Source organism: Cecembia lonarensis LW9 (genome assembly GCF_000298295.1).
Lineage (GTDB): Bacteria > Bacteroidota > Bacteroidia > Cytophagales > Cyclobacteriaceae > Cecembia > Cecembia lonarensis.
The window spans coordinates 1-20,702 of the sequence record NZ_AMGM01000001.1 but is presented as its reverse complement, the minus strand read 5'-3'; the positions used below and the strand labels follow the sequence as shown (position 1 = coordinate 20,702).

Below are 20,702 nucleotides of genomic sequence, written 5' to 3'. Positions count from 1 at the left end.
GAAAAAGAGCAAATGAAAATATCCATTCTAACCATTAATAACCTTAACCCTACCATTGAAGCTCAAATATCCCAATTATACAAACAATTGGGAGGGGAGAAGAAGCAGGTCCCTCTGAAAGAAGTGTTGGCAGAGGATAATGCCATTATCTTGGCCTATTGTGAGCACAATGACCAAATCATCGGCATAGCCTCCATGTGTACCTATCATGTCATCTCCGGGAAAAAAGGATGGATTGAAGATGTGGTGGTCGATACTCAATATAGAGGTCAGGGGATAGGGAGAAAGCTGATGGAAAAACTCCTGGAGAAGGGGAAAAAGAAAAAGCTTACCGAAATACTGCTCTTTACCGAAGCGCATAGAATTCCTGCCATCAATCTGTATGCTGACCTGGGTTTCAAACTGAAAGAAAGCCGGATTTATACCTTGAAGATGCCTTGAGAAATCCTATATTTACTACGTTTTGAAAGTATTATACTACTTTAAACAATAAAGCATATGAAACTTTTTGCGACAATTTTTATTGGCATCACTTTATCAATCCTGAATGATGGATCTGAATCAAAAAAAACAGATTTGGAAGCCTTCAGGGTAGTGGAAAAGAGAACCCTCTTCAATGGGATCTACTACAGCTATGAAATCAAGAATGTGGGTGAAACTTCTATTCCTGCCAATAGCTACAAGGTTTTCTTTAAAGTGGATGGGAAAGTGGTGAGTTTCGACAAAGCGACTCCAGAAATCCAACCAGGCCAGGTGATCAGCTATGAATCACAAAAGGTTTTTTACAAAAAGAAAAAAGACACCCTTGATTATTCACTGGAAATCAAATTTCATGATGCTGACCTGGGCAACAATAGCTTAGAGGGTCAGTCCCATTTTTGATATTGAACATTAAAAAAAATACCTGCCAAATTGAATGTTTGGCAGGTGAGTTTTAATGGATTAAGGGTTAAATTCCTTATCCATCATTTCATCTACTTTTTCTTTTACTTTGGCACTTTGGGTGTAGGCCACATAAATCTGTTGGAATTCCTGCTCCGACAATTTGCTGTCTGAGATTACTTTTTGGATTTCCTCCTGCATATTTTCTTGGGTCGCCATTACTTTTTGTCCAGCATCATTGAATTGGGCCACTTCTTCGGGAGTTTCAGCAGCATCCCTTAAATTACCTGCCTGCTGTGCTTGGGCCAGTTGTTGGAATCTATCGATTGTCAAACCGCTACTTTGGATGGCTTCTACCATTTTTTCCTGGGCATTTTCTTGAACGGGAATCAATGCTACATTTACTCTTACAAATTCCTTTAATTCTTCTTCTGAGAAATCTTCTTTCACTTCCATTTGTCCGGGCAATTGTTGCGCAAAAGCACTGCTAAGAGAAAAAGATATCGTCAATAATAGAAGAAAAAATTTCGAAATTAATTTAGGATAAATCATAATTTTATTGGTTAGTTTTAATTATAAGATAGTAAAAATACAAAAATCAATCCATTAACATGTTTTTGGATAGTAATTTAAAGTTTATTAACAAATATTTAATTTTTTGTTATACTTATTATCGATAAAGTTAAATATTATATAAGCTTAGGGCATTTTAAAGATTTTTCTCAAAAAAAACGGTTGGTTGTAGTCAAAAGCATTTAAATCTTTTTTGGTTTAAATTTGATCAGGATTGACTGTTCGAAAGGCGAAGAGACTTTCAGGGAAACAAATAGAAAAAAAAATTCAATGATCAGTTATAATAACAAAACCTTTAGACCGATTCAAAATTCGGAGAATGGTGAAACATCCAGCGAAACCTTGTTTGTTTACAGGCAAGATGGGAATATTCTGACTTCAGAATATTCAGGAGGTAACATCATCAAAGGGCATCTAATAGGTATAGTCAACGCTGAAGGAATGATCGATATGCGCTACCACCAGGTAAATAAAAATGGAGAAATAATGACAGGTACCTGTATTTCTACACCTGAAGTATTGCCCAACGGAAAAATTAGATTACATGAGGAATGGACATGGACATCTGGGGACTCTTCTTCAGGAAATTCAATTATTGAAGAACAATGAAAAACTAAATTCGCTTAAGATTTTTTTTATAACCAGAACTTGCAATTTCTGGCAATGGATTGCTACATTTACCATTATGTTAAAAGTACACTATGGGGTAGTTTGCTAATGGAATACATGATAATAGGTAATTGATCCAGACACCTAGAGATTTTAACATTTGGGAAAATGTACAGAAAGGGTAATGATAGAATTACGCGTCATGCTGAACGTAGTGAAGCATCTCCCCAATTTTGGGAGACACTTCGACTCCGCAGGCTCAGTCTACCATTGACAGAACTTCACGCCCGTCACCCTGACGAAGGAAGGGTCTCCCAAAATATGGGGAATCCCCCGTAATACTACGGGGCAGGCTTTCATCCTTCCCGCTTAGCGGGACAGGCTGTTCCTCGGATTCAGGATGACGGTGGAGAATGTCATTACCTTTCTGTAAATGCCAAATTTTAAAAACTCAAAATGACGCGAAAAATGAGATGTCATGGCCATTCACGAGATATAAAATTTTAAAATTCAAAAAATATGTTGGCATTCCTGGGATTGATAACAATAGGAGCATTGCTTTTTTTGGTGATGGCCAAAAAAGCCTCACCTATTGTAGCGATGATTCTTGTCCCCATCCTTACTGCTATTTTGGCGGGATTTCGCCTGGATATTTTTGACTTTATCACCGATGGAATCCTTTCAATTGCCCCGATAGGGGTGATGTTTATTTTCGCCATTCTCTTTTTTGGGATTCTGGCAAATGCGGGCACATTCAGGCCTATCATCACAGGGATTTTGAGAATTGCGGGCAATGACCCGGCAAGAGTGGCAGTAGGTTCGGGTGTTTTGGCCATGACAGCCCAATTGGACGGATCTGGGGCCAGTACTTTCCTGATTGCTGTACCGGCATTTTTGCCCGTCTATGATCAGTTGAAAATGAAAAGGTCCACCTTGGCCTGCATTGTGGCCTTAGCAGCCGGGACCATGAATATTTTGCCCTGGGGTGGACCTACCATAAGGGCAGCATCTGCCTTGGAGGTTCCTGTGACGACTTTATTTAACCCTATGTTATTTCCGGTGATCATGGGCCTGATTTCGGTTTTATTGATCGCCTTTTTTTTGGGCAAAAAAGAGAGGCAACAAGAACAGCCCATTGCTGGCACTGAAATGCATACTGAAACCAGACATGACTGGGAAAGGCCAAAATTGTTTTGGATCAATATATCAATGATCCTGCTGGCCATTGTCACCTTAGTCTCTGGCCTCGCAGCCCCGCATATAATTTTCATGATTGCTTTTGCCCTGGCGATCACTATTAACTACCCTAATATCAAAGAACAGGCGGAGCATATCAATGCCCACGCCAAAGCAGTAGTCCTGATGGTCAGTATTCTTTTTGCAGCTGGATGTTTTATTGGTATTATGAAAGGTTCAGGAATGATAGCCGCCATGGCAGCAGCAGCGGTTTTGCATATCCCTGATTGGCTCGGGAATCATCTGCCCGCTTTGGTTGGCTTGGCAGCCATGCCGGCAAGTCTGTTGTTTGATCCTGATTCCTTTTATTTTGGAATTTTACCCGTTCTTTCCAGTACCTCAGCCCAGTTTGGAGGTGACCCTATCGAAATAGGAAGGGCAGCCATCGTAGGCCAGATGACCACTGGGTTTCCGGTAAGTCCACTTACTGGAGCGACCTTCCTGTTGATCGGTTTGACGGGGGTTGATTTAGGAAGCCATCAGCGGAAAACCATTCCCTATGCTTTTTTGGTCAGCCTAATAATCCTTATATTTTCTTTTATCGTAGGGGCAATAACATTGTAATTCATGAAAAAAATCAGAATCGGAGGTGGTGCGGGCTATGGGGGAGACCGTCTTGAACCTGCTTTAAAATTGCTGGAGGAAGGAAACTTAGACTATATATGTTTTGAATGTTTGGCCGAACGTACCATAGCCCTTGCCCAAAAAGAAAAGAAAAGCGACCCGAAGAAAGGGTACAATCACCTGTTGGAATATAGGATGGGGGCAATCCTTCCCATCTTAAAGGGAAAGAAGACCAAAGTCATCAGCAATATGGGGGCAGCCAATCCATTTCAAGCGATGAAAGTCACCCAGGAAATTGCCCGGAAAATGGGAATTAAAGGACTGAAAATAGCGGCTGTACTAGGGGATGATGTCTTGGATACCATTAGACAGTCCTTGTATCTGCCTATACTGGAAACGGGTAAACCCTTGTCTACTATTGAGCCTCAGATCATTTCAGCCAATGCCTACATTGGTGTAGGGGGAATTGTGGAGGCTTTGAAAAATGGCGCTGATATTATACTTACTGGTAGGGTCTCAGATCCTTCTTTATTTCTGGCACCTATGATCTATGAATTTGGCTGGAAAATGGATGATTTTGAAAAACTCGGCAAGGGCACCATGATCGGTCATTTATTGGAATGTGCCGGTCAGGTATCAGGAGGCTATTTTGCTGATTTGAACAGAAAAGCTGTCCCAGACCTTTGGGATTTGGGATTTCCCTTTGCAGAATTAGAAGAGAGTGGAGATGGATTGATATCCAAAGTGACAGGCACGGGAGGACTGATCAATACAGCGACTTGTACCGAGCAATTGCTTTATGAAATACATGACCCTGCTCAATACCTGACACCGGATTGTATTGCAGATTTTTCAAAAGTAGAATTTGAAGCAATAGCAGATAACTGTGTGCGCTTTAGTAAAGCCACTGGTAAAGAAGCTACGGATACTTATAAAGTAAGCGTCGGGTATAGCAATGGTTATGCGGGAGAAGGGCAGATCAGTTATGGGGGGCATGATTGTATAGCGAGGGCCAGGCTGGCAGCCGAAATAGTCAAAAAAAGACTGGAAAAACTATCTCTTCAAGACGTAAGGCTGGATATCATAGGTTTGAATTCCATTAGTCCAATGGAAACAGAACCTAAAGATTTGCAGGAAGTAAGGTTAAGGGTTTGTGCAAAAGCGGATAATTTTGAAAAGGCCAGGCATATTGGTCAGGAAGTGGAAACGCTTTATACCAATGGGCCTTATGGGGGAGGTGGGGTAAGCCAGCATGTGGAGGAGATTATCTCGGTAGCTTCTGTGCTGTTACCCAAGTCAGCTGTCAATATCCATGTGGAATACTTAAATACTTAAAGGGATGAAACTTCACGAAATTGCACATGCCCGAACCGGAGACAAAGGAAATATCAGTAATATTTCTTTGATCGTATTTGAAAAAAGCAACTATTCACTCATTCAGGAAAAGGTGACTGCTGATCGGGTAAAAGATTGGTTGGGAAAGGTAGTGAAGGGAGAAGTTAAGCGCTATGAACTTCCCCAGCTGGGCGCTTTGAATTTTGTGTTATATGAGGCATTAGGAGGAGGGGTGACCAGTTCAACCCAAATTGATAAACATGGAAAATCCTTAAGTGCCTTTTTGTTGGAAATGCCAATCTGAATTTTGTCGCAGGTCTTTGTTTTCATGGAATTTGCAGACCAATGTGAAAATATCGACCTTTAGACTATACAAAAAGCAGGAACCAATGCAAACCACACCTGAACACGACGAGCGAATGGCCAAAATGACTTTTGCTTCCGTATATCCCCATTATGTCAGCAAAGTGGAAAGAAAAGGCAGGACAAAAGAAGAATTGCATGCTGTGATTTTCTGGTTGACGGGTTTTGATGACCAAGCATTACAAAGGCTAATTGATGAAAAGGCAACTTTCCAGGATTTTTTTGATCAGTCCAACCTGAACGCCAATGCCCATTTGATAACAGGAGTCATCTGTGGTTATCGGATTGAAGAAATAAGTAATCCATTGACCCAGAAAGTAAGGTATTTGGACAAATTGGTAGATGAATTGGCCAAAGGGAGAAAGATGGAAAAAATTTTAAGAGCCTGATATTTCACTCAATTTAACCCCAAAGTTATTGATTTTTTTCAGTGCCATTCCTGCTGTTTTTTTAGCTTAATTAATCCCTCCTTTTTCCTTTAAAGACGGGCTTAAATTATAGACTTGTTTTTTCACTACTGTTAACTAAAGGTTAACAGATCTCGACTCTGGGTTACCTTAACCTTACCTACCGGTTATCATTCTGTTATTATCCATCTTCTAATTGGCATTTTTTATCCTCAAGGAATAGGTTCGCCACATCAAAAAATTAAATCAACACTGCCTAAACTTTAAAAGCATGATGAAGCATTTTACTTTCATGGAAAAACTAACAAAGTCATTTTTGACGCTGGGATTGGTATTATTTGTCTTTACTGCCTGCCAGGATGATGACGATCCCACACCTCCTGTAACTGATCCGGCCGATGAGGTTATAGCGATTGAAGATTCCGAATTACTGGAAATTATTATGGAGGAATTGAACATCAACAATCCCGAGAACCTGACAAAAGGAAGAATGATGCAGTTAACAGAACTGAATATCAGTAATTCAGTCGTGAGTTCTTTTAGTGGGTTGGAAGAGGCCGAAAACCTAGAAGTACTTTTGGCCAGAAGTGTGGAAGTTTCAGACCTTAGCCCAATTTCAAGTTTGGAAAACCTGGTGCAGATAGACATGAGGGATGCGCTTATGCCTACTACCTTGTCTTTTCTGGCACCACTTGAAAAACTAGAAAATATCGACTTCCAAAATACGGCAGTCGCTGACATATCTGCTTTACAGGGAAAAACTACCTTGACCCATATCAACCTAAGGGAAACAGATGTAACCGATATTTCTGCTCTGGAAGGAATGACTCAATTGCTTTTCTTAAACCTTAACCGTGCAGGCGGAGGAAATGGTATTACCAATCCAGAGATTACGATTCCTATGGATAAGTTGTATTACCTGAGTTTGAGAAATACGGAAGTAGGGGATGAATTGATGGCAGAGATTTTTGCCAATAAGACCCAAATGGTTGAATCCAATTTAAGAAATACTGGTATTACTGACATCTCTTTCCTTGTTCCTGTTTTTGAAGCGGGTGCATTTACACAGGCACTTTCAGATCAATACGGAAATAAGATTTCTTTGGATCTTCAAAATAATGCCATTACAAATCTCTGCGTAATTGCTCCTTGGGTAGACAATTTTCCTGAAGGTGAATTGGAGTGGTCTGCTGTAGCAGGTGATTTTGATAACTGTGACTAAAATCCTTTGGCCAAGCTGATAAATGGATGCGATAAAAGTGTGCATCCATTTATCAGGCTTGGTTTCAAATAAATGCACACTTCCATTTCAATTGCTGTATTACAAGGTGGCCGCAATGGCTATCAAAATAATTCATTTCAACGGTGAAAAGAATAATATTTCTAATAATCCTATCCTCACTTGCTGGCCCCTTTGCCTTTGCTCAGGTGCAAGTGAGAGGAACTGTCTTTGATGACAACAAAGAGCCTTTAATTGGGGCGGTGGTGCTATTAAAAAGTGCCGCCAACAATTACAATGCTGTAGCAGGATTAGATGGATCCTTTTCCTGGCAAAATGTTCCTTCTGGGACCTACAGTCTGGAAATCAATTTCATTGGCTTTAAACCCTATTTGGAGTCCATAGAAGTCTCCAATACCCCGGCAAGAATCAATGTGGTGATGGAGGAAGATAGTCAGGTACTTGGTGAGGTAGTAATTATGGGAGCTGCCAATCGAGGTTCAGACGCTGAGGCCAGAAAATTGGAGCAGATGGCCAAAAACACCATCAATGTGGTTTCCGCCAAATCCATAGAATTATCCCCTGATATCACGGTGGCCAATGTGGTGCAGCGGGTGTCCGGACTTTCCATCGAAAGAAATGCCAGTGGAGATCCTCAATACGCGATTGTAAGGGGGATGGACAAAAGATACAATTACACTTTGGTCAATGGGGTGAAAATCCCTTCCCCTGACAACAGGAACCGGTATGTTCCTTTGGATATTTTCCCTGCCCAAATGCTGGAGCGTTTGGAAGTAGCCAAAAGTTTGACACCGGACATGGAGGGTGACGCTATCGGGGGTTCTGTCAATTTGGTCATGAAAAGTGCACCCGATGAGTTTGAGATCAATGCAGATTTCCAATTGGGATACAATGCCATCCACTTTAACCGCCCTTTTTACAGTTACGACAGAAGTACAGAAAACAGACTGTCTCCTGGAGAGCGTTTTGGTAGAAGGTATGAGGCGACAATGGATGATTTTTCCACCAGAAATTTATTGATCAATCCCATCAACCCTTTACCGGATATTTTTGGAGGTCTGACCATTGGAGACCGCTTTATGGGTGGGAAGCTAGGCGTAATGTTCGGGGCTTCTGTCCAAAATTCTTTCAGAGGTGCAGATAGAGACTGGTACAAAATCGATGTGGATCCCCTAGGAACAGGGAGGCCTTCATTGTCCAGTTATCAGGAAAGACAGACATCCATTCAGCAATTCCGTATGGGATTGCACTCAAAGGTGGATTACCAAGTTAACAGGAACCACAGTTTGAGTTTGTATCTGGCTGACTTTACGCTCAATGATTTTGAAGTTAGGGAAATGATCAGCAGTGACAGGGATATTTCTCCTGATAATATCAATGCTACTTATTTATTTCAAACCAGGGTAAGGTCTACCTACAGCGGTATCCGTAATGCCACCCTGCAGGGCAAACACAATTTAATGGGAGGCCAACTTTTGATGGATTGGTCGGCTTTGGCTTCCAGAGCAGATTTCGATCGGCCGGATAATGCTATTTTTTCAAGAAATGGTGGAGTAGAAAATGGAATTGAAATGCCGCAAAATATCGAAAGAAGAAATCCCAGAAGGTGGGAAAAGCATTTTGACCAGGATTTTACCCTACACCTTAATTTCTTGTATAACCTGGACTTTGTAAATCTCCCAAGTGCTTATGTGAAATTCGGTGGGATGTTCAGGGATAAGGAAAGAGGAGCTCTGTTCAACAGATACCGTTTTGATCCCAATCCTTCTTTCCAGGTTCAGGGGGTGGACTGGGATGATTTTACTGATGTTAGATGGGAACTGTTAAACCCATCTGGAACACTAGGACATGCGCTCAATTACAATGCTTTTGAGCAGATTGGTGCGTATTATCTGATGACGCATTTGGAAGTTGGCAAAGTAGATTTCAACGTAGGGGCAAGGGTGGAACATACCAATCAGGGCTATGTATCCAGAACCACCAATCAGTTTGAAATCCCAGAATTGAATCAGATTTATACTGACTTCTTGCCCAATTTCAGCATGAAATACAAACCCAAAAGTGATGTAAACTTAAGGGGTTCTTATTATAAGGCGATCAACAGACCCGGGTATTTTGAAATTGTGGATGGTATTTCTGACGAAGACGATGAGTTTCCTTTCAAAGGTAACCCTGATGTGACCCGTGCCATTGCTGACAATTTCGATATCCGCTATGAATACTTTCCGCGCGCCAATGAGCAGTTTTTATTGGGTGCATTCTACAAAAAGATTGAGGATCCAATCGAATTGTTATTGATCAGACAGACTTCACTAACTACAGGTCCCCGAAATTTGACCCCTACAAACTCTGGTACAGCTTTGAATTGGGGGATTGAAATGGACTTCAGTAAGTTCTTCAACAAATTTGGAATAAGGGCCAATTACACCTTTACAAACTCATCTTTGACTACCATCAAGAGTGAAAGGGTGAGAGAAAATCCTGACGATGAATCCTCCCAATTGATTCTTCGTGAGGCCAGCCAAACCAGACCCCTTCAGGGCCAGGCAGATCATATAGGAAACCTGAGTCTTTTATACAAAAACCAAACTACGGGAACAGATATTCAACTTGCTGCTGTCTACACAGGGGAGCGCATAGAAATTGTATCTCCCTGGTTGGATCTGGATATCTGGTCCAGGCCCTTTACCCAATTGGATTTCTCTTATGAGCAAAGGTTGGGAAACTGGGTGGTATTCCTTAAAGTCAATAACCTTTTGAATTCTCCTTATGAGCTTTTCGTGAAAAAACCAAGAAAAACTGAGCAGCTGGACTTTCCCTTACAGGATAGCCCTGGGGAAACGATTGTTCAAAGGGAGCAATTCTGGCAGTCTTTCAGGGTAGGTGTCAGGTTTAAATTCAATAGTATCTAAAGTTTAAATTAAATAAATAGTAAAAGGATGAGAAAAATGAAATTCAACTACAGTTTGCCTTTCTTATTCGCATTGTTATTTGCTTTTGCGGCATGCGACAATTCGTTTATTGATGATGATGATATCAATATCATTGATGAGGAGGATGATAACGATTCAGAGTTTGAAAGACTCTCAGGGGTGGTAACGGGGACATTAGGTCCTAATGAGACCTATTGGGTGACCGCAGATGTTTTTATTCCTGAAGGAGAGTCCCTTACTATACTGGAGGGTACGACTATCATCATGGACGGTACAGGAAGACCTGGTAGAAGTCCTGAGATCAATGTTTCTGGAAGCCTTTACTGTTATGGTACAGAAGCAGCACCGATTTACATTGGTGTAGAAGAGGAGAAGAGAACCGTAGCCAATATCTTCAGGGGATTTTGGGGAGGAATAATTGGTACGGATAAGGCCCAGGATATGGTATTTGAGTACACAACTATCGAATTCGCTGGTGCACCTGCAGAAGGAGGTTCCTCCATTGTGGCTGAAGGTGAAATTGATGAAGGTGAGCCAAGGTATGCGGTGTATATGGTAAATCCAGAAGGCAATTTTATCATGTGGCATTCCAGAATTGCTTACACTAAGGATGATGCGATCCGGTTAAACGGCGCTAAGACATTGATAGCCTACAGTGAATTTGCCTTTAATGGAGAGACTGGTGGTGAATCTGTCAATACAAAGAGTGGTGTAGTAGGAGATTTTTGCTACAATGTTTTCTATGGAATTGCTACCAATGGTTTGAAAGCAGCTAATTCAAAAGGACGTCAACCACAATGTAACAACAATTATTACAACAATACCATTGTCAATTCAGGCTGGAGACGTGCACAAGCTGGAAGAGGTGGTTCTTTAAACTATGAAAATGGAGCTAGAGGCGAAGCATTTAATAACCTTGTGGTAGATTCTCGTTACGGTCTTAGGTTATTCCCACCAGATGATGAGCCTGATATGGCCAACATGAAATGGGGAAATCATTTTTATTTTGGAAGTGATGAGGAAATGGTCGAAGGTTTCCATCCTAACAATGGAATTATTGGCCAGAACATCCCCGGATGGGAACATATCACAGTTCCTGAAACAGATGTGTTTGGAGGAGTTGGTGAAAATGATCCTTTATTTGTTGGATACACAGTTGGAAACTATAGTCCTGCTGATTTTAGGGCAAATAGGGATTTAAAATTTGTGACTAATATGTTTGACATGTTCAAGTTACAGTCCAATAGTCCGGCACTTACAGGAGGAACCACTGATTTTAGCCCGATTTTCAGTGAATATGTAGTCAATGGAAAAACTTATGTTACACCGCTTCCTTCTACCTTTATTGGAGCATTGGGAGCAAATTAATCAAATTTAAATTCAGCAATAAGTCGGTCATTGTGACCGACTTATTGTATTTTTATACTAATGATGAACGTCTTTAAAACTTGCTGTACTTTATTAATAATCTTACTCCTACTTGGATGTAATGAGGGTAATGATAATGTTGAACCTATTGCAGATTTTTGGGAAACTCATGAGCCATTTGAATTAGAGTACAATGTGCCAGTGGGTTTGAACCGGTCTGACAATTTTCTTGAAATGGCTGAAGCCAGAGGGGAATCCGATTTAATTGAAGCTTCTGGTATAGTAATTAGTACAGCAAATCCAGGTCATCTTTGGTCCCATGAAGACAGAGGAAATTCCAATGAGATCTTTCTTTTGGATGTTGCTACTGGGGAAACGGTTGCAAGTTATGAGTTAACGGGCATCTTTAATAGGGACTGGGAGGATATAGAAATCGGTCCAGGTCCTGAAGCAGGGGCCAATTATATTTATCTAGGAGAAGTGGGTGACAATAACCGCGTATACAGAGACTATAAAATTTATAGATTCAAAGAACCTGTTTTCAATGAAGACCATAGGGGGAAAAAGACACCCATCAATAACCAAGATATTGAAACCATCACATTTAGATATCCAGATGGTTTAAGACATGATGTAGAAACATTATTATTAGACCCTTGGACCAAGGATTTATTTTTGGTAACCAAGAGAGACTTTTTCTCTATCATTTATGTATTGCCTTACCCTCAGGATACTGAGACGCCCATGGAAGCCATAAGGGTTGGCGAATTTCCATTTACCAGAGCCGTGGGTGGTAATATTTCTTTGGATGGAAAAGAGATGTTGATAAAAACCTACGACTTTATCATGCACTGGGAGAGATTGGAGGGTGAAAATATGGTGGATATGTTTAAGAAAGTCCCCAAATTGGCGCCTTACAACCCCACTGAGCCTCAAGGAGAAGCCATTTGTTTCGATCACAACAAAGGGTATTATACCCTAAGTGAGTTCAGTAATGCCATAGTTCCAGTGTTATATTATTACCATCGGGAAAGGCCCTGATATAAACCCTTTAACTTTAAAAAATCAAATCTCTACTTAGGTTGATAGCTAAAATGAGACATTTTGTGACACAATAAGGTTAATTTTATTAACACGTTAGTGTTATTTAAAATAACTTTTTATATTAGTAGCTGTAAACATCTAGGATATGAAAGCAGCACACAAAATCAGCCTTACCCAAAAAGCCCTTCCCTCAGGAAATATTCAGGTGAAATTTTTTATAGAAGATGTCAAAAAGCCCATGTATGGTTATCTTCTGACCAATGAACCCAAACCGATAGGGGAGATCATTGCTGAAATTCAGGAAAGAATGCAACAGAGGAGGATGTCTTTATCTGGGTTGAATTCTTTTTCCTTGAATAATCCGGTAAAAGATGATCATAATTTCTATCTTTTTACTGCATAAAATTTAGCCATGGTACTTTCTAAAAATATCAGGTTTCTGAGGAACCAAAGACAAATGACCCAAGCTGAACTTGCTGAAAAGTTGGGACTGCAAAGGACCATGATTTCTGCATATGAAGATGGTAGATCGGAGCCCAAGTTGTCCGGGCTTTCCGTGTTATGCGACTTGTTTCAGATCAGTTTGGAGGAACTGCTTTACCATGACATAGAGGCATTGGGAAGAAAAGCCACTCAAAAGAAGGATATCAAAATCCTGACCATTGCAGTGGACAAGGATGACAGGGAAAACATCACCATGGTGGGGCAGAAGGCTTCTGCTGGATACCTCAATGGTTTTGCAGATCGGGAATACATGGAGTCTTTGCCCCAATTTCAGCTTCCCAATTTATCACAACAGGCTACCTATAGGGCTTTTGAACTGAGTGGGGACAGTATGCTGCCTTTAGTGCCCGGTACGGTGGTAATAGGGGCCTATGTAGAACAGTTGGACGAAATAAAAAGCGGGAAAACTTATGTGCTCGTTACTGCTACTGAAGGAGTGGTTTACAAAAGGGTTTTCAATTATTTAGAGGAAAACGGTAAACTCTATTTGGTTTCTGACAATGAGCAGTACAAACCCTATGAGGTCAAGGGGGAGGAGGTACTGGAAGTTTGGGAAGCCAAAGCGTTTATCAGTACGGATTTTCCGCATCCAAAAGACAAATCCCAACCAGCTACGCTGGATGAGATTTCTCAAATGATTTTGGAATTAAAAGAGGAAATAAGAAAGCTGAAATCTTAGTATAAAGGCTTATGGCTTAAGGAAAAACCGCATTTTTTGTTTCCCCGTACTACCTAATCCCACATAAAACTTAATCGCGCGGGCATTGAATTCAGGGGTTTGCCATTGGATGTTGAAGCATTTGTTTTCCCTGGCAACTTCCCTGATTCTTTCCATAATATCAGCCCCTATTCCCATGCTTCTTACTGATTCATTAAGGTAAAGACAATCCATATACAGGAAGGGGGCCGCGTCCCAGGTAGAAAAATCAAAAGTAAAGGAGGTAAACCCTTCTGCCTTTCCGTCCACTTCTACTATCCAAACATTCAATCTTTTGGGAGAGCCAAAGATGGCCTCCTTCAATCCTGCTAATTTCCCTTCTGGAGAATAGTCGGATTTTTCATAGGCTGCATGTGCCGCACATAAATTGACGAGCTCGGGTAAGTCTTTTTCTTCACAGGGTCTGATAATGTATTCCATCTTGTTTAAGCTTTTGGGTTAAAAGAATGAATCTCAAAATGAAGAAAAATTCCCAATTCTCTAAATTCTAAACAAAACTTTTAATTAGGATTTATCATATTTTGAATTTAGAACCTTACTGAAGCCAGATGAGAGGAATAACGAAGTGCTACCGGTAATGAGGAAAGATAAAAAAGTAAAACATCACAACCGTAAGGAAGGAGGAGAGTATAAAACTTACGCCAAATATTTTAGGTAAATTGACCAACTCTCTAATTTTCCCATTTCTTAATTTTATTTTCTGAATGCCACCCGGAATATACACATGAATAAGCCCTAAGACCGTCATGAAATAACTCATCATGAGAAACAAGATGCTGAAAAATATATCGATACTGGTTTGTGTCACGGTTAAAAGTAAAATTTTCCAGAATTTAACAGTAGCCCTTAATTCATTGTTAATCAAAAATTAACCTGCACTTTATTTTTCATTAACATAGTTTATGTGAAAAGTAATGGGCACATAAGCCTGATTAAATGTATATTTGATATTCTGAAAAGTACCAATGGGTTAAGCATATCAAAAAGTTTATCATTAAATTTTTCAAGATTTTAGGCATCTCAATAGCAACCCTGTTGTTGTTATTGGTGGGGCTTTTCTTTTTTATCAGAAGTCCTTGGGGACAGGATTTGATTGTGCAAAAGGCAATCAGTTTTTTATCTAAGAAAATCCAGACTGAAATAAGTTTAGAGAGACTTTTTATAACATTTAAAGGCGATCTGTTTCTCGAAGGATTGTATATAGCAGACCAAAAGGGAGATACTTTGCTTTATTCCAATAAGTTGGAATCGGGAGTGGCATTAAGGACCCTAATCTTTGGAGACGGAATAGAAGTCAGCAAATTGGATTGGGAAGGAATGCATGCCAAGGTCAAAAGGGATAGTATCGGCGGAGCTTTCAATTTCGATTTTATTTTAGAGGCCTTTGGCACTGGGGAGGAAAAAGTAGACCAAGAGGAAGTGGAGTCCTCACCATTACCTTCAATAAAGTTGGGGCCAATCAACCTGACAAATTTCAATTTGACGTATGATGACCAGGTAATCGGTATTCAGGCCCAGGCTAAATGGGAGAGGATACAGCTGCTTACCCGTTCATTGGATCTCAATGCGATGGAATTTGATTTGACCACTTTGGAGATTTATGGTTCCGCTATCGATTACTACCAATACAAAGCATTTCCAGTGGATGAAAAGGAGGACGAAACTACTGAAGCTCCTTTACCTTTGCTGGCCCTTGACTTGCTTAAAATAGAAAAAACAGATTGGTCGTACCGTTCGGACCCGGATGGCATTGATGCCAAAGTAAAGTGGGAGACTTTATCCTTAAGTCTTCCTGAGGCGGACCTGGAGGAGCAGAAAATTCTATTGGAGTACCTTAGGCTGAATAATGCAGATGTCCAACTTGCATTGCTGACTGTTGATCGGGTACCTGAGATTATAGAAGAGGAGCTAGCTCCAGTGGCTTTTAGTTTGCCTGATTGGTGGATAGAAGTTGGAAATATAGACTTAGAAAACAATCAAGTTGGCTTTACAATAGATGGGCAGCAGCCTAAATCTGGTATATTTAATGCAGAGGCCATGCTTTTTGAATCCTTTAACTTTTCAGCCCATGCGATTTCCTTGTTTGAGCAAGAGGCGTATTTGGTATTGGACGATCTAAATTTCAAAGAAGTCAGCGGCCTTAACCTGATCAACACAAGGGGGACTTTTGCTCTGGAGCAAGAGACTTTTGCTCTTAAAGATTTCAAAATGCAGACTGCCAAAACCAATTTGGAAACCAGCCTGAAATTGAATTTTGCCAATTTGGATGCTTTGGTAAATGCACCTGAACAATCGAGCTTAGACCTGGACTTGAAACGGTTTTCTACTGATGCCTCAGAATTGCTTTATTTTCAACCTACCCTCAGCAAGGAGATTTATTTCAAGGAATTGCGAGCCAAAGGTATAGCATTACAAGGGAGTCTTAAGGGTAGTTTACCAGCATTGGAAATTCCCAAATTCAGTTTGAATTATGGAAAGCATACTTCCTTAGTTTTGGAAAATGTACAATTGGAGGAGGTTTTGGATATGGAAAAACTCCGGTTTGATATTTCCAAAGCCCAGGTGAAGAGTACCAAGGCGGATGTGCTCCCTTTTTTAGCGGAGGTAGATGTTGATATCCCGGATGATTTTATGGCAAATTTTTCGGGGAAAGGCAGGCTTGATGATATGCTTGCCAAGTTGGATGTGAGCACATCAGATGGTGATGTACATATAGATGTGAAGTTTAAGGAAGGTGAAGTATATGAAATCGCTTCCAAAATTTCCTTGGTCAATTTGGATCTTGGCAAAATCCTTCAAATTGAAGGCTTAAGTCCCCTAAGTTTAAGTACCAACCTTGAAGGCACTGGTTCTGGCTTATATGATGTGGAAGGTTCTTTGGATTTGGCTTTTGAACAGCTCATCTGGAATGATTTTGATTTTTCTGCCCTTGAAATTGGATTGGCAGCAAAGGATACTTTGTTAAATATGGCGATAGGGTTGGAGGAGGAATTTTTAGATTTCAACCTCCAGGCAGTGATGAGTTTGGACAGTCTGAATCCAAGCTTTGATTTTAATTTTGACCTCAGGAATCTTCAGACCATGGACCTGAAACTTACCAAGCAGGATATCAATGCCAGGATGCAATTGGAGGGCAAGGTAGATGGTGCTTTGGATGACCTTCGGGCTAAAGTGAAACTGGAAGAGGGTGTTCTGTTATTAGATCGTCGGGCTTATCCAATAGGGGAAATGATAATGGACGCCCGATTGGCAGACTTTTCAACAGAATTAAAAGTGCAATCAGATTTCTTGAAAATAAATTTTTCTGCAGATAATTCGGTGGAAAGGTTTACTGCTGCCCTTCAGGATTATTTTGGCAACTATTTTCCTACAGCCTTGGACGAATTACCACAGGAGGAGCATAGGGTCAAAGCCAGTGCGCAAATAAAATTTCATCCAACACCATTTATTGATCAATTGCTGGTGGCAGGGATTAACCGGCTAGATACCATGCGATTGGATTTTGCATTTGATGCAGCAAAGAAAGACCTTGACTTGGATTTGCTTCTGCCCATGACACAATATGGACAGGCGGCTTTGGACAGTTTTTTTGTCAATGTAGAAGGCAATGCCAATAAATTGGCTTTTGTCCTGGGTTTTCAGGGACTGGCTTTTTCGCCCCTGGATATGGGAGAGACTTATGTTTCTGGAAACTATCAGGAAAATAATTTAAGCCTGGATTTTTACTCCCGGGATGAAAAGGGGGTGCTTTTAGATGTAAAGTCTTTATTAGCAATCGATGGGGATACCCTCAGTTATAACATTTTTCCTGAAGGGCTGATTTTCAATAGACAATCCTGGATTGTTCCTAGCGGAAACGAAGTGGTTTATGTTCCTGATTTATTGACTTTTGATGATTTTTCATTTACCAGAAATGGTGAAAGTATCCAATTCAGCCATCAAATTGCAGGGATAGAGGCAGACCATGTGGGTATTGAAATGAAGAACTTCGAATTAGCCACCTTTTTTGGATTTTTAAATCCGGACGAAATGTTGCTGGCGGGAAGGGCAAACGGTGACATTGTTGCGGTCCAGCCATTTGGTGCTTTAGGCCTTTTGGCAGATTTTAAAGTAGAGGGAATAAAAGTCTTAAATCTAGCTTTAGGCAACCTTCAACTAAATGCGCAAGCAGAAACTTTACAGCGTTATGCTTTCTTGCTTAGTCTGAAGGAAGGCTTATTGGATATGGATTTAAGTGGGACATTCCTTGCGGATGAAGAAAGTGCCATGCTGGACATGCAATTGGCTTTGAATGCGCTGAAAATTGAATTATTGGAGCAGTTGGCTGATGGGCTCATCAAGGATGGCCAAGGTTTTGTTTCCGGAGAGTTTAAATTGAAAGGGACCATCCAAGAACCTGTTTACAGTGGAAGTCTTTTGTTCAATGAAGTCTCCTTCGTGGCTTCAGAGCTTAATAACAGGTTTTTGATGAGTCAGGAGACGCTTAAAATGGATAATTCCGGCTTGTATTTAGAAGAATTTACCATCAAAGATGAAACGGGTCAACGGTTTGTTGTCGATGGCAGGATCAATACACCGGATTTCTCCAATATAGGTTTTGATCTCAAGCTTAACACCAAGGATTTTCAGGTGATTAACTCTACAAGAGCTGATTCAGACCTTTTCTTTGGAAGAGCCAATGTGGATTTGGATATGACGGTCAAAGGAACACTTGAACTGCCTGAAATAGATGTCCGTTTGAAAGTGAACAGAGGTACCAATTTGACCTTTATCGTACCGGAAAGTCAATTGGATCTGATTGAAAGAACAGGAGTAGTGATTTTTGTCAATCATCAGGATCCCTATGATTTGCTTTATCAAAGGGAAATGGATTTAACTACCAAAGGCTTGACTGGATATGATGTTAGGGCCAATCTTCAGATAGACCCCCAAACTATTTTTAATGTGATTGTGGACGAAAGAACCAATGATAACCTCAGGTTACAGGGGGAAGCTGACCTTAATCTTTTGATGGGACCAAGCGGAGATGTTTCCTTGTCAGGTAGATATGAAGTGAATAGCGGTCATTATGAGCTCAGTCTCTTCGGATTGGTCAACAGACGTTTTGAGCTGGCAGAAGGAAGTTTTGTATCGTGGAATGGGGATCCATTGGATGCCAATCTTAATCTTAAAGCCATTTACAGTGTCAGGACTTCTGCAGCCCAGCTCATGCAGGCCCAATTAAGTGGAATAGATACCGAAACCAGGGGACAATTCAGACAAGTGCTTCCATTCAGGGTGTATCTGAAAGTAGGTGGAGAGATAATCCGGCCTGAGATTTCTTTTGAATTGGACATGCCGGAACAAGAACGAGGTGCTTTTGGAGGTTCAGTCTACAGCATGCTCCAACAGGTCAATGAGAAAGAAGATGAACTGACCAAGCAGGTATTTTCTTTGTTGGTCTTGAACCAGTTTTTCCCAATGACGGGCAGTGATGGTTCGGCCGGTGGATCGGTTAACCTAGCCAGATCAAGTGTGAGTCAGGTACTTTCTTCCCAGATGAACGCCTTGTCCGATCGCTTATTCGGAGACACAGGCTTTTCCCTGGATTTGGATTTGGATGCTTATACCGATTACCAGTCAGGAGATCCACAGGACAGAACCCAGCTGAGTGTGGCTGCCCGACAATCTTTAATGGATGACCGTTTGGTGATTTCCGTTGGAGGTCAGGTGGATGTAGATGGGGGTGATCGCAATGTCAATCAGGGTGATGCCTTGTTTGGAGATGTAAGTGTGGAGTATTTATTGGACGAAAGGGGACAATGGCGGGCAAAAGCTTATAGAAGAAACCAATTTGAATCGGTCATTGATGGACAATTGATTGTCACCGGCATCAGTTTGATTTTCAATAAGGAATTCAATGCCTTTAGGGAGCTCTTTATTCCTTTGAAAAGGCTGGAAGCGGTACCACAAAAGGAGGATTGGGAAGAGGAATTTATTGAAGAAGAGGATAATTGATGTTGAAGAAAATTTACATAGCGCTGATTGCTTCATTACTGTCTTTTTCCTGCAGTGTTAAGAAATTTATTCCCGAAGGGGAACAGCTTTATACAGGTGCTGAACTTAATCTAGATGCCGACCTGGATAGGAGGACACTTTCTGAATTACAAAATGATCTGGAAAAGTTATTGAGGCCAACCCCAAACAGCAAGGTATTGGGAATGAGGTTTGGTTTATGGGCCCATTACAAAGGAAGTAAAGAAAAACCGGGCTTCATCAATCGGTTTTTAAACAAAAGGTTTGGGCAAAAACCGGTTTACCTGAGTCAGGTGATGCCGGACAGGACATCGGTAATACTGCTGAACAGGCTTGAAAACAAAGGCTTCTTTTATGCAAGCGCTACCCATGAGGTAATTGATAGGGATAAGTTTGCTGCCTTGGAGTACACCCTGAATTTTTCTGAGCCATATATCTTGGAGACATATCAGATTCTAGAAGACAGCTTGCCTGTCATGCAGGATATACAAAACCAAATGGAAAATACGCTTTTGGTAAAAGGCAGCCGTTTGGATTTGGATTTAATGAAAAAGGAAAGGGAAAGAATTGATGAGGCACTTAAGTCCAAAGGCTATTATTTTTTCAATGCAGACCTTTTAATATTTGAGGCCGATACCAATCAATATGACTCAAGGAAATTTGATCTTTATCTTAGGCTAAAGAGCAATACACCGACCAAGTCCATGCACCCACATACGGTGGAAAACATTGAAGTTTTCCCCAATTTCAACCTGCACTTGGATAATGGTGATGGGGACACGGTCAGGGTTAAAAACATTGATTTTATTCAAAGACCAGAGGTTTTCAAACCAGAGCTTTTACAGAAGTACATATTGTTTCAGGAAGGCAGTAAATTCAATCCACAGGTTTCAAGGCTTACTTCCAACCGA

The 20,702-nt window shown here is 40.8% G+C and carries 16 protein-coding genes and 1 pseudogene; 15 read left to right on the top strand and 2 right to left on the bottom strand.

Going from position 1 to position 20,702, the window contains the following annotated elements:
- The first annotated feature begins 12 nt into the window (after window positions 1–12).
- Both B879_RS00090 and B879_RS00085 read left to right on the top strand, forming a co-directional pair.
- Window positions 13–441, top strand: coding sequence for a GNAT family N-acetyltransferase (locus tag B879_RS00090; RefSeq protein WP_009183074.1), 429 nt, complete (start codon window positions 13–15; stop codon window positions 439–441).
- Between the two features lie 57 nt (window positions 442–498).
- Window positions 499–882 carry a hypothetical protein gene (locus tag B879_RS00085; RefSeq protein WP_009183073.1) on the top strand — a complete coding sequence of 128 codons (384 nt, stop codon included), beginning with the start codon at window positions 499–501 and terminating at the stop codon, window positions 880–882.
- A 60-nt stretch (window positions 883–942) separates the two neighbouring features.
- Here B879_RS00085 and B879_RS00080 read toward each other — a convergent pair whose 3' ends face one another.
- Window positions 943–1,434, bottom strand: coding sequence for a DUF4168 domain-containing protein (locus B879_RS00080; protein ID WP_009183072.1), 492 nt, complete (start codon window positions 1,432–1,434; stop codon window positions 943–945).
- A 291-nt stretch (window positions 1,435–1,725) separates the two neighbouring features.
- Between B879_RS00080 and B879_RS00075 the strand changes: the two genes are divergently transcribed.
- The 11 genes from B879_RS00075 to B879_RS00025 all read left to right on the top strand — a co-directional run bounded on the left by B879_RS00075 (window position 1,726) and on the right by B879_RS00025 (window position 13,737).
- Window positions 1,726–2,064, top strand: coding sequence for an avidin-fold protein (locus B879_RS00075; RefSeq protein ID WP_009183071.1), 339 nt, complete (start codon window positions 1,726–1,728; stop codon window positions 2,062–2,064).
- 519 nt (window positions 2,065–2,583) lie between these two features.
- The gene (locus tag B879_RS00070) at window positions 2,584–3,864 is read left to right on the top strand and encodes a CitMHS family transporter (protein WP_009183069.1); all 1,281 of its coding nucleotides are present in this window, start codon (window positions 2,584–2,586) and stop codon (window positions 3,862–3,864) included.
- A gap of 3 nt (window positions 3,865–3,867) precedes the next feature.
- Complete coding sequence (locus B879_RS00065; RefSeq protein WP_009183068.1) at window positions 3,868–5,199, top strand: acyclic terpene utilization AtuA family protein; 1,332 nt, start codon at window positions 3,868–3,870, stop codon at window positions 5,197–5,199.
- A 4-nt stretch (window positions 5,200–5,203) separates the two neighbouring features.
- On the top strand, window positions 5,204–5,503 hold the full coding sequence (locus B879_RS00060) for an AtuA-related protein (RefSeq protein ID WP_009183067.1): 300 nt from the start codon (window positions 5,204–5,206) through the stop codon (window positions 5,501–5,503).
- A gap of 85 nt (window positions 5,504–5,588) precedes the next feature.
- Window positions 5,589–5,951 (top strand): DUF2200 domain-containing protein, encoded by a 363-nt coding sequence (locus B879_RS00055; protein ID WP_009183066.1) that lies wholly within the window; start codon window positions 5,589–5,591, stop codon window positions 5,949–5,951.
- Between the two features lie 289 nt (window positions 5,952–6,240).
- On the top strand, window positions 6,241–7,191 hold the full coding sequence (locus B879_RS00050; RefSeq protein WP_009183065.1) for a leucine-rich repeat domain-containing protein: 951 nt from the start codon (window positions 6,241–6,243) through the stop codon (window positions 7,189–7,191).
- 143 nt (window positions 7,192–7,334) lie between these two features.
- Entirely contained in the window at window positions 7,335–10,121 is a 2,787-nt protein-coding gene (locus B879_RS00045) for a TonB-dependent receptor domain-containing protein (RefSeq protein ID WP_009183064.1), read from the top strand.
- A gap of 27 nt (window positions 10,122–10,148) precedes the next feature.
- Window positions 10,149–11,510 carry a hypothetical protein gene (locus B879_RS00040; protein WP_193786153.1) on the top strand — a complete coding sequence of 454 codons (1,362 nt, stop codon included), beginning with the start codon at window positions 10,149–10,151 and terminating at the stop codon, window positions 11,508–11,510.
- 60 nt (window positions 11,511–11,570) lie between these two features.
- Window positions 11,571–12,551 (top strand): hypothetical protein, encoded by a 981-nt coding sequence (locus B879_RS00035; protein WP_009183062.1) that lies wholly within the window; start codon window positions 11,571–11,573, stop codon window positions 12,549–12,551.
- A gap of 148 nt (window positions 12,552–12,699) precedes the next feature.
- On the top strand, window positions 12,700–12,957 hold the full coding sequence (locus B879_RS00030; RefSeq protein ID WP_009183061.1) for a hypothetical protein: 258 nt from the start codon (window positions 12,700–12,702) through the stop codon (window positions 12,955–12,957).
- A 9-nt stretch (window positions 12,958–12,966) separates the two neighbouring features.
- Complete coding sequence (locus B879_RS00025; RefSeq protein WP_009183060.1) at window positions 12,967–13,737, top strand: XRE family transcriptional regulator; 771 nt, start codon at window positions 12,967–12,969, stop codon at window positions 13,735–13,737.
- 9 nt (window positions 13,738–13,746) lie between these two features.
- On the opposite strand, the gene B879_RS00020 is transcribed toward B879_RS00025, so the two are convergent.
- Complete coding sequence (locus tag B879_RS00020; protein ID WP_009183059.1) at window positions 13,747–14,196, bottom strand: GNAT family N-acetyltransferase; 450 nt, start codon at window positions 14,194–14,196, stop codon at window positions 13,747–13,749.
- 615 nt (window positions 14,197–14,811) lie between these two features.
- Here B879_RS00020 and B879_RS00010 point away from each other — a divergent pair.
- Window positions 14,812–19,773, top strand: coding sequence for a translocation/assembly module TamB domain-containing protein (locus B879_RS00010; RefSeq protein WP_202949550.1), 4,962 nt, complete (start codon window positions 14,812–14,814; stop codon window positions 19,771–19,773).
- A pseudogene (locus B879_RS00005) lies at window positions 19,773–20,702 on the top strand (translocation and assembly module lipoprotein TamL); the annotation flags it as partial. The gene B879_RS00010 and the pseudogene B879_RS00005, both read left to right, overlap by 1 nt.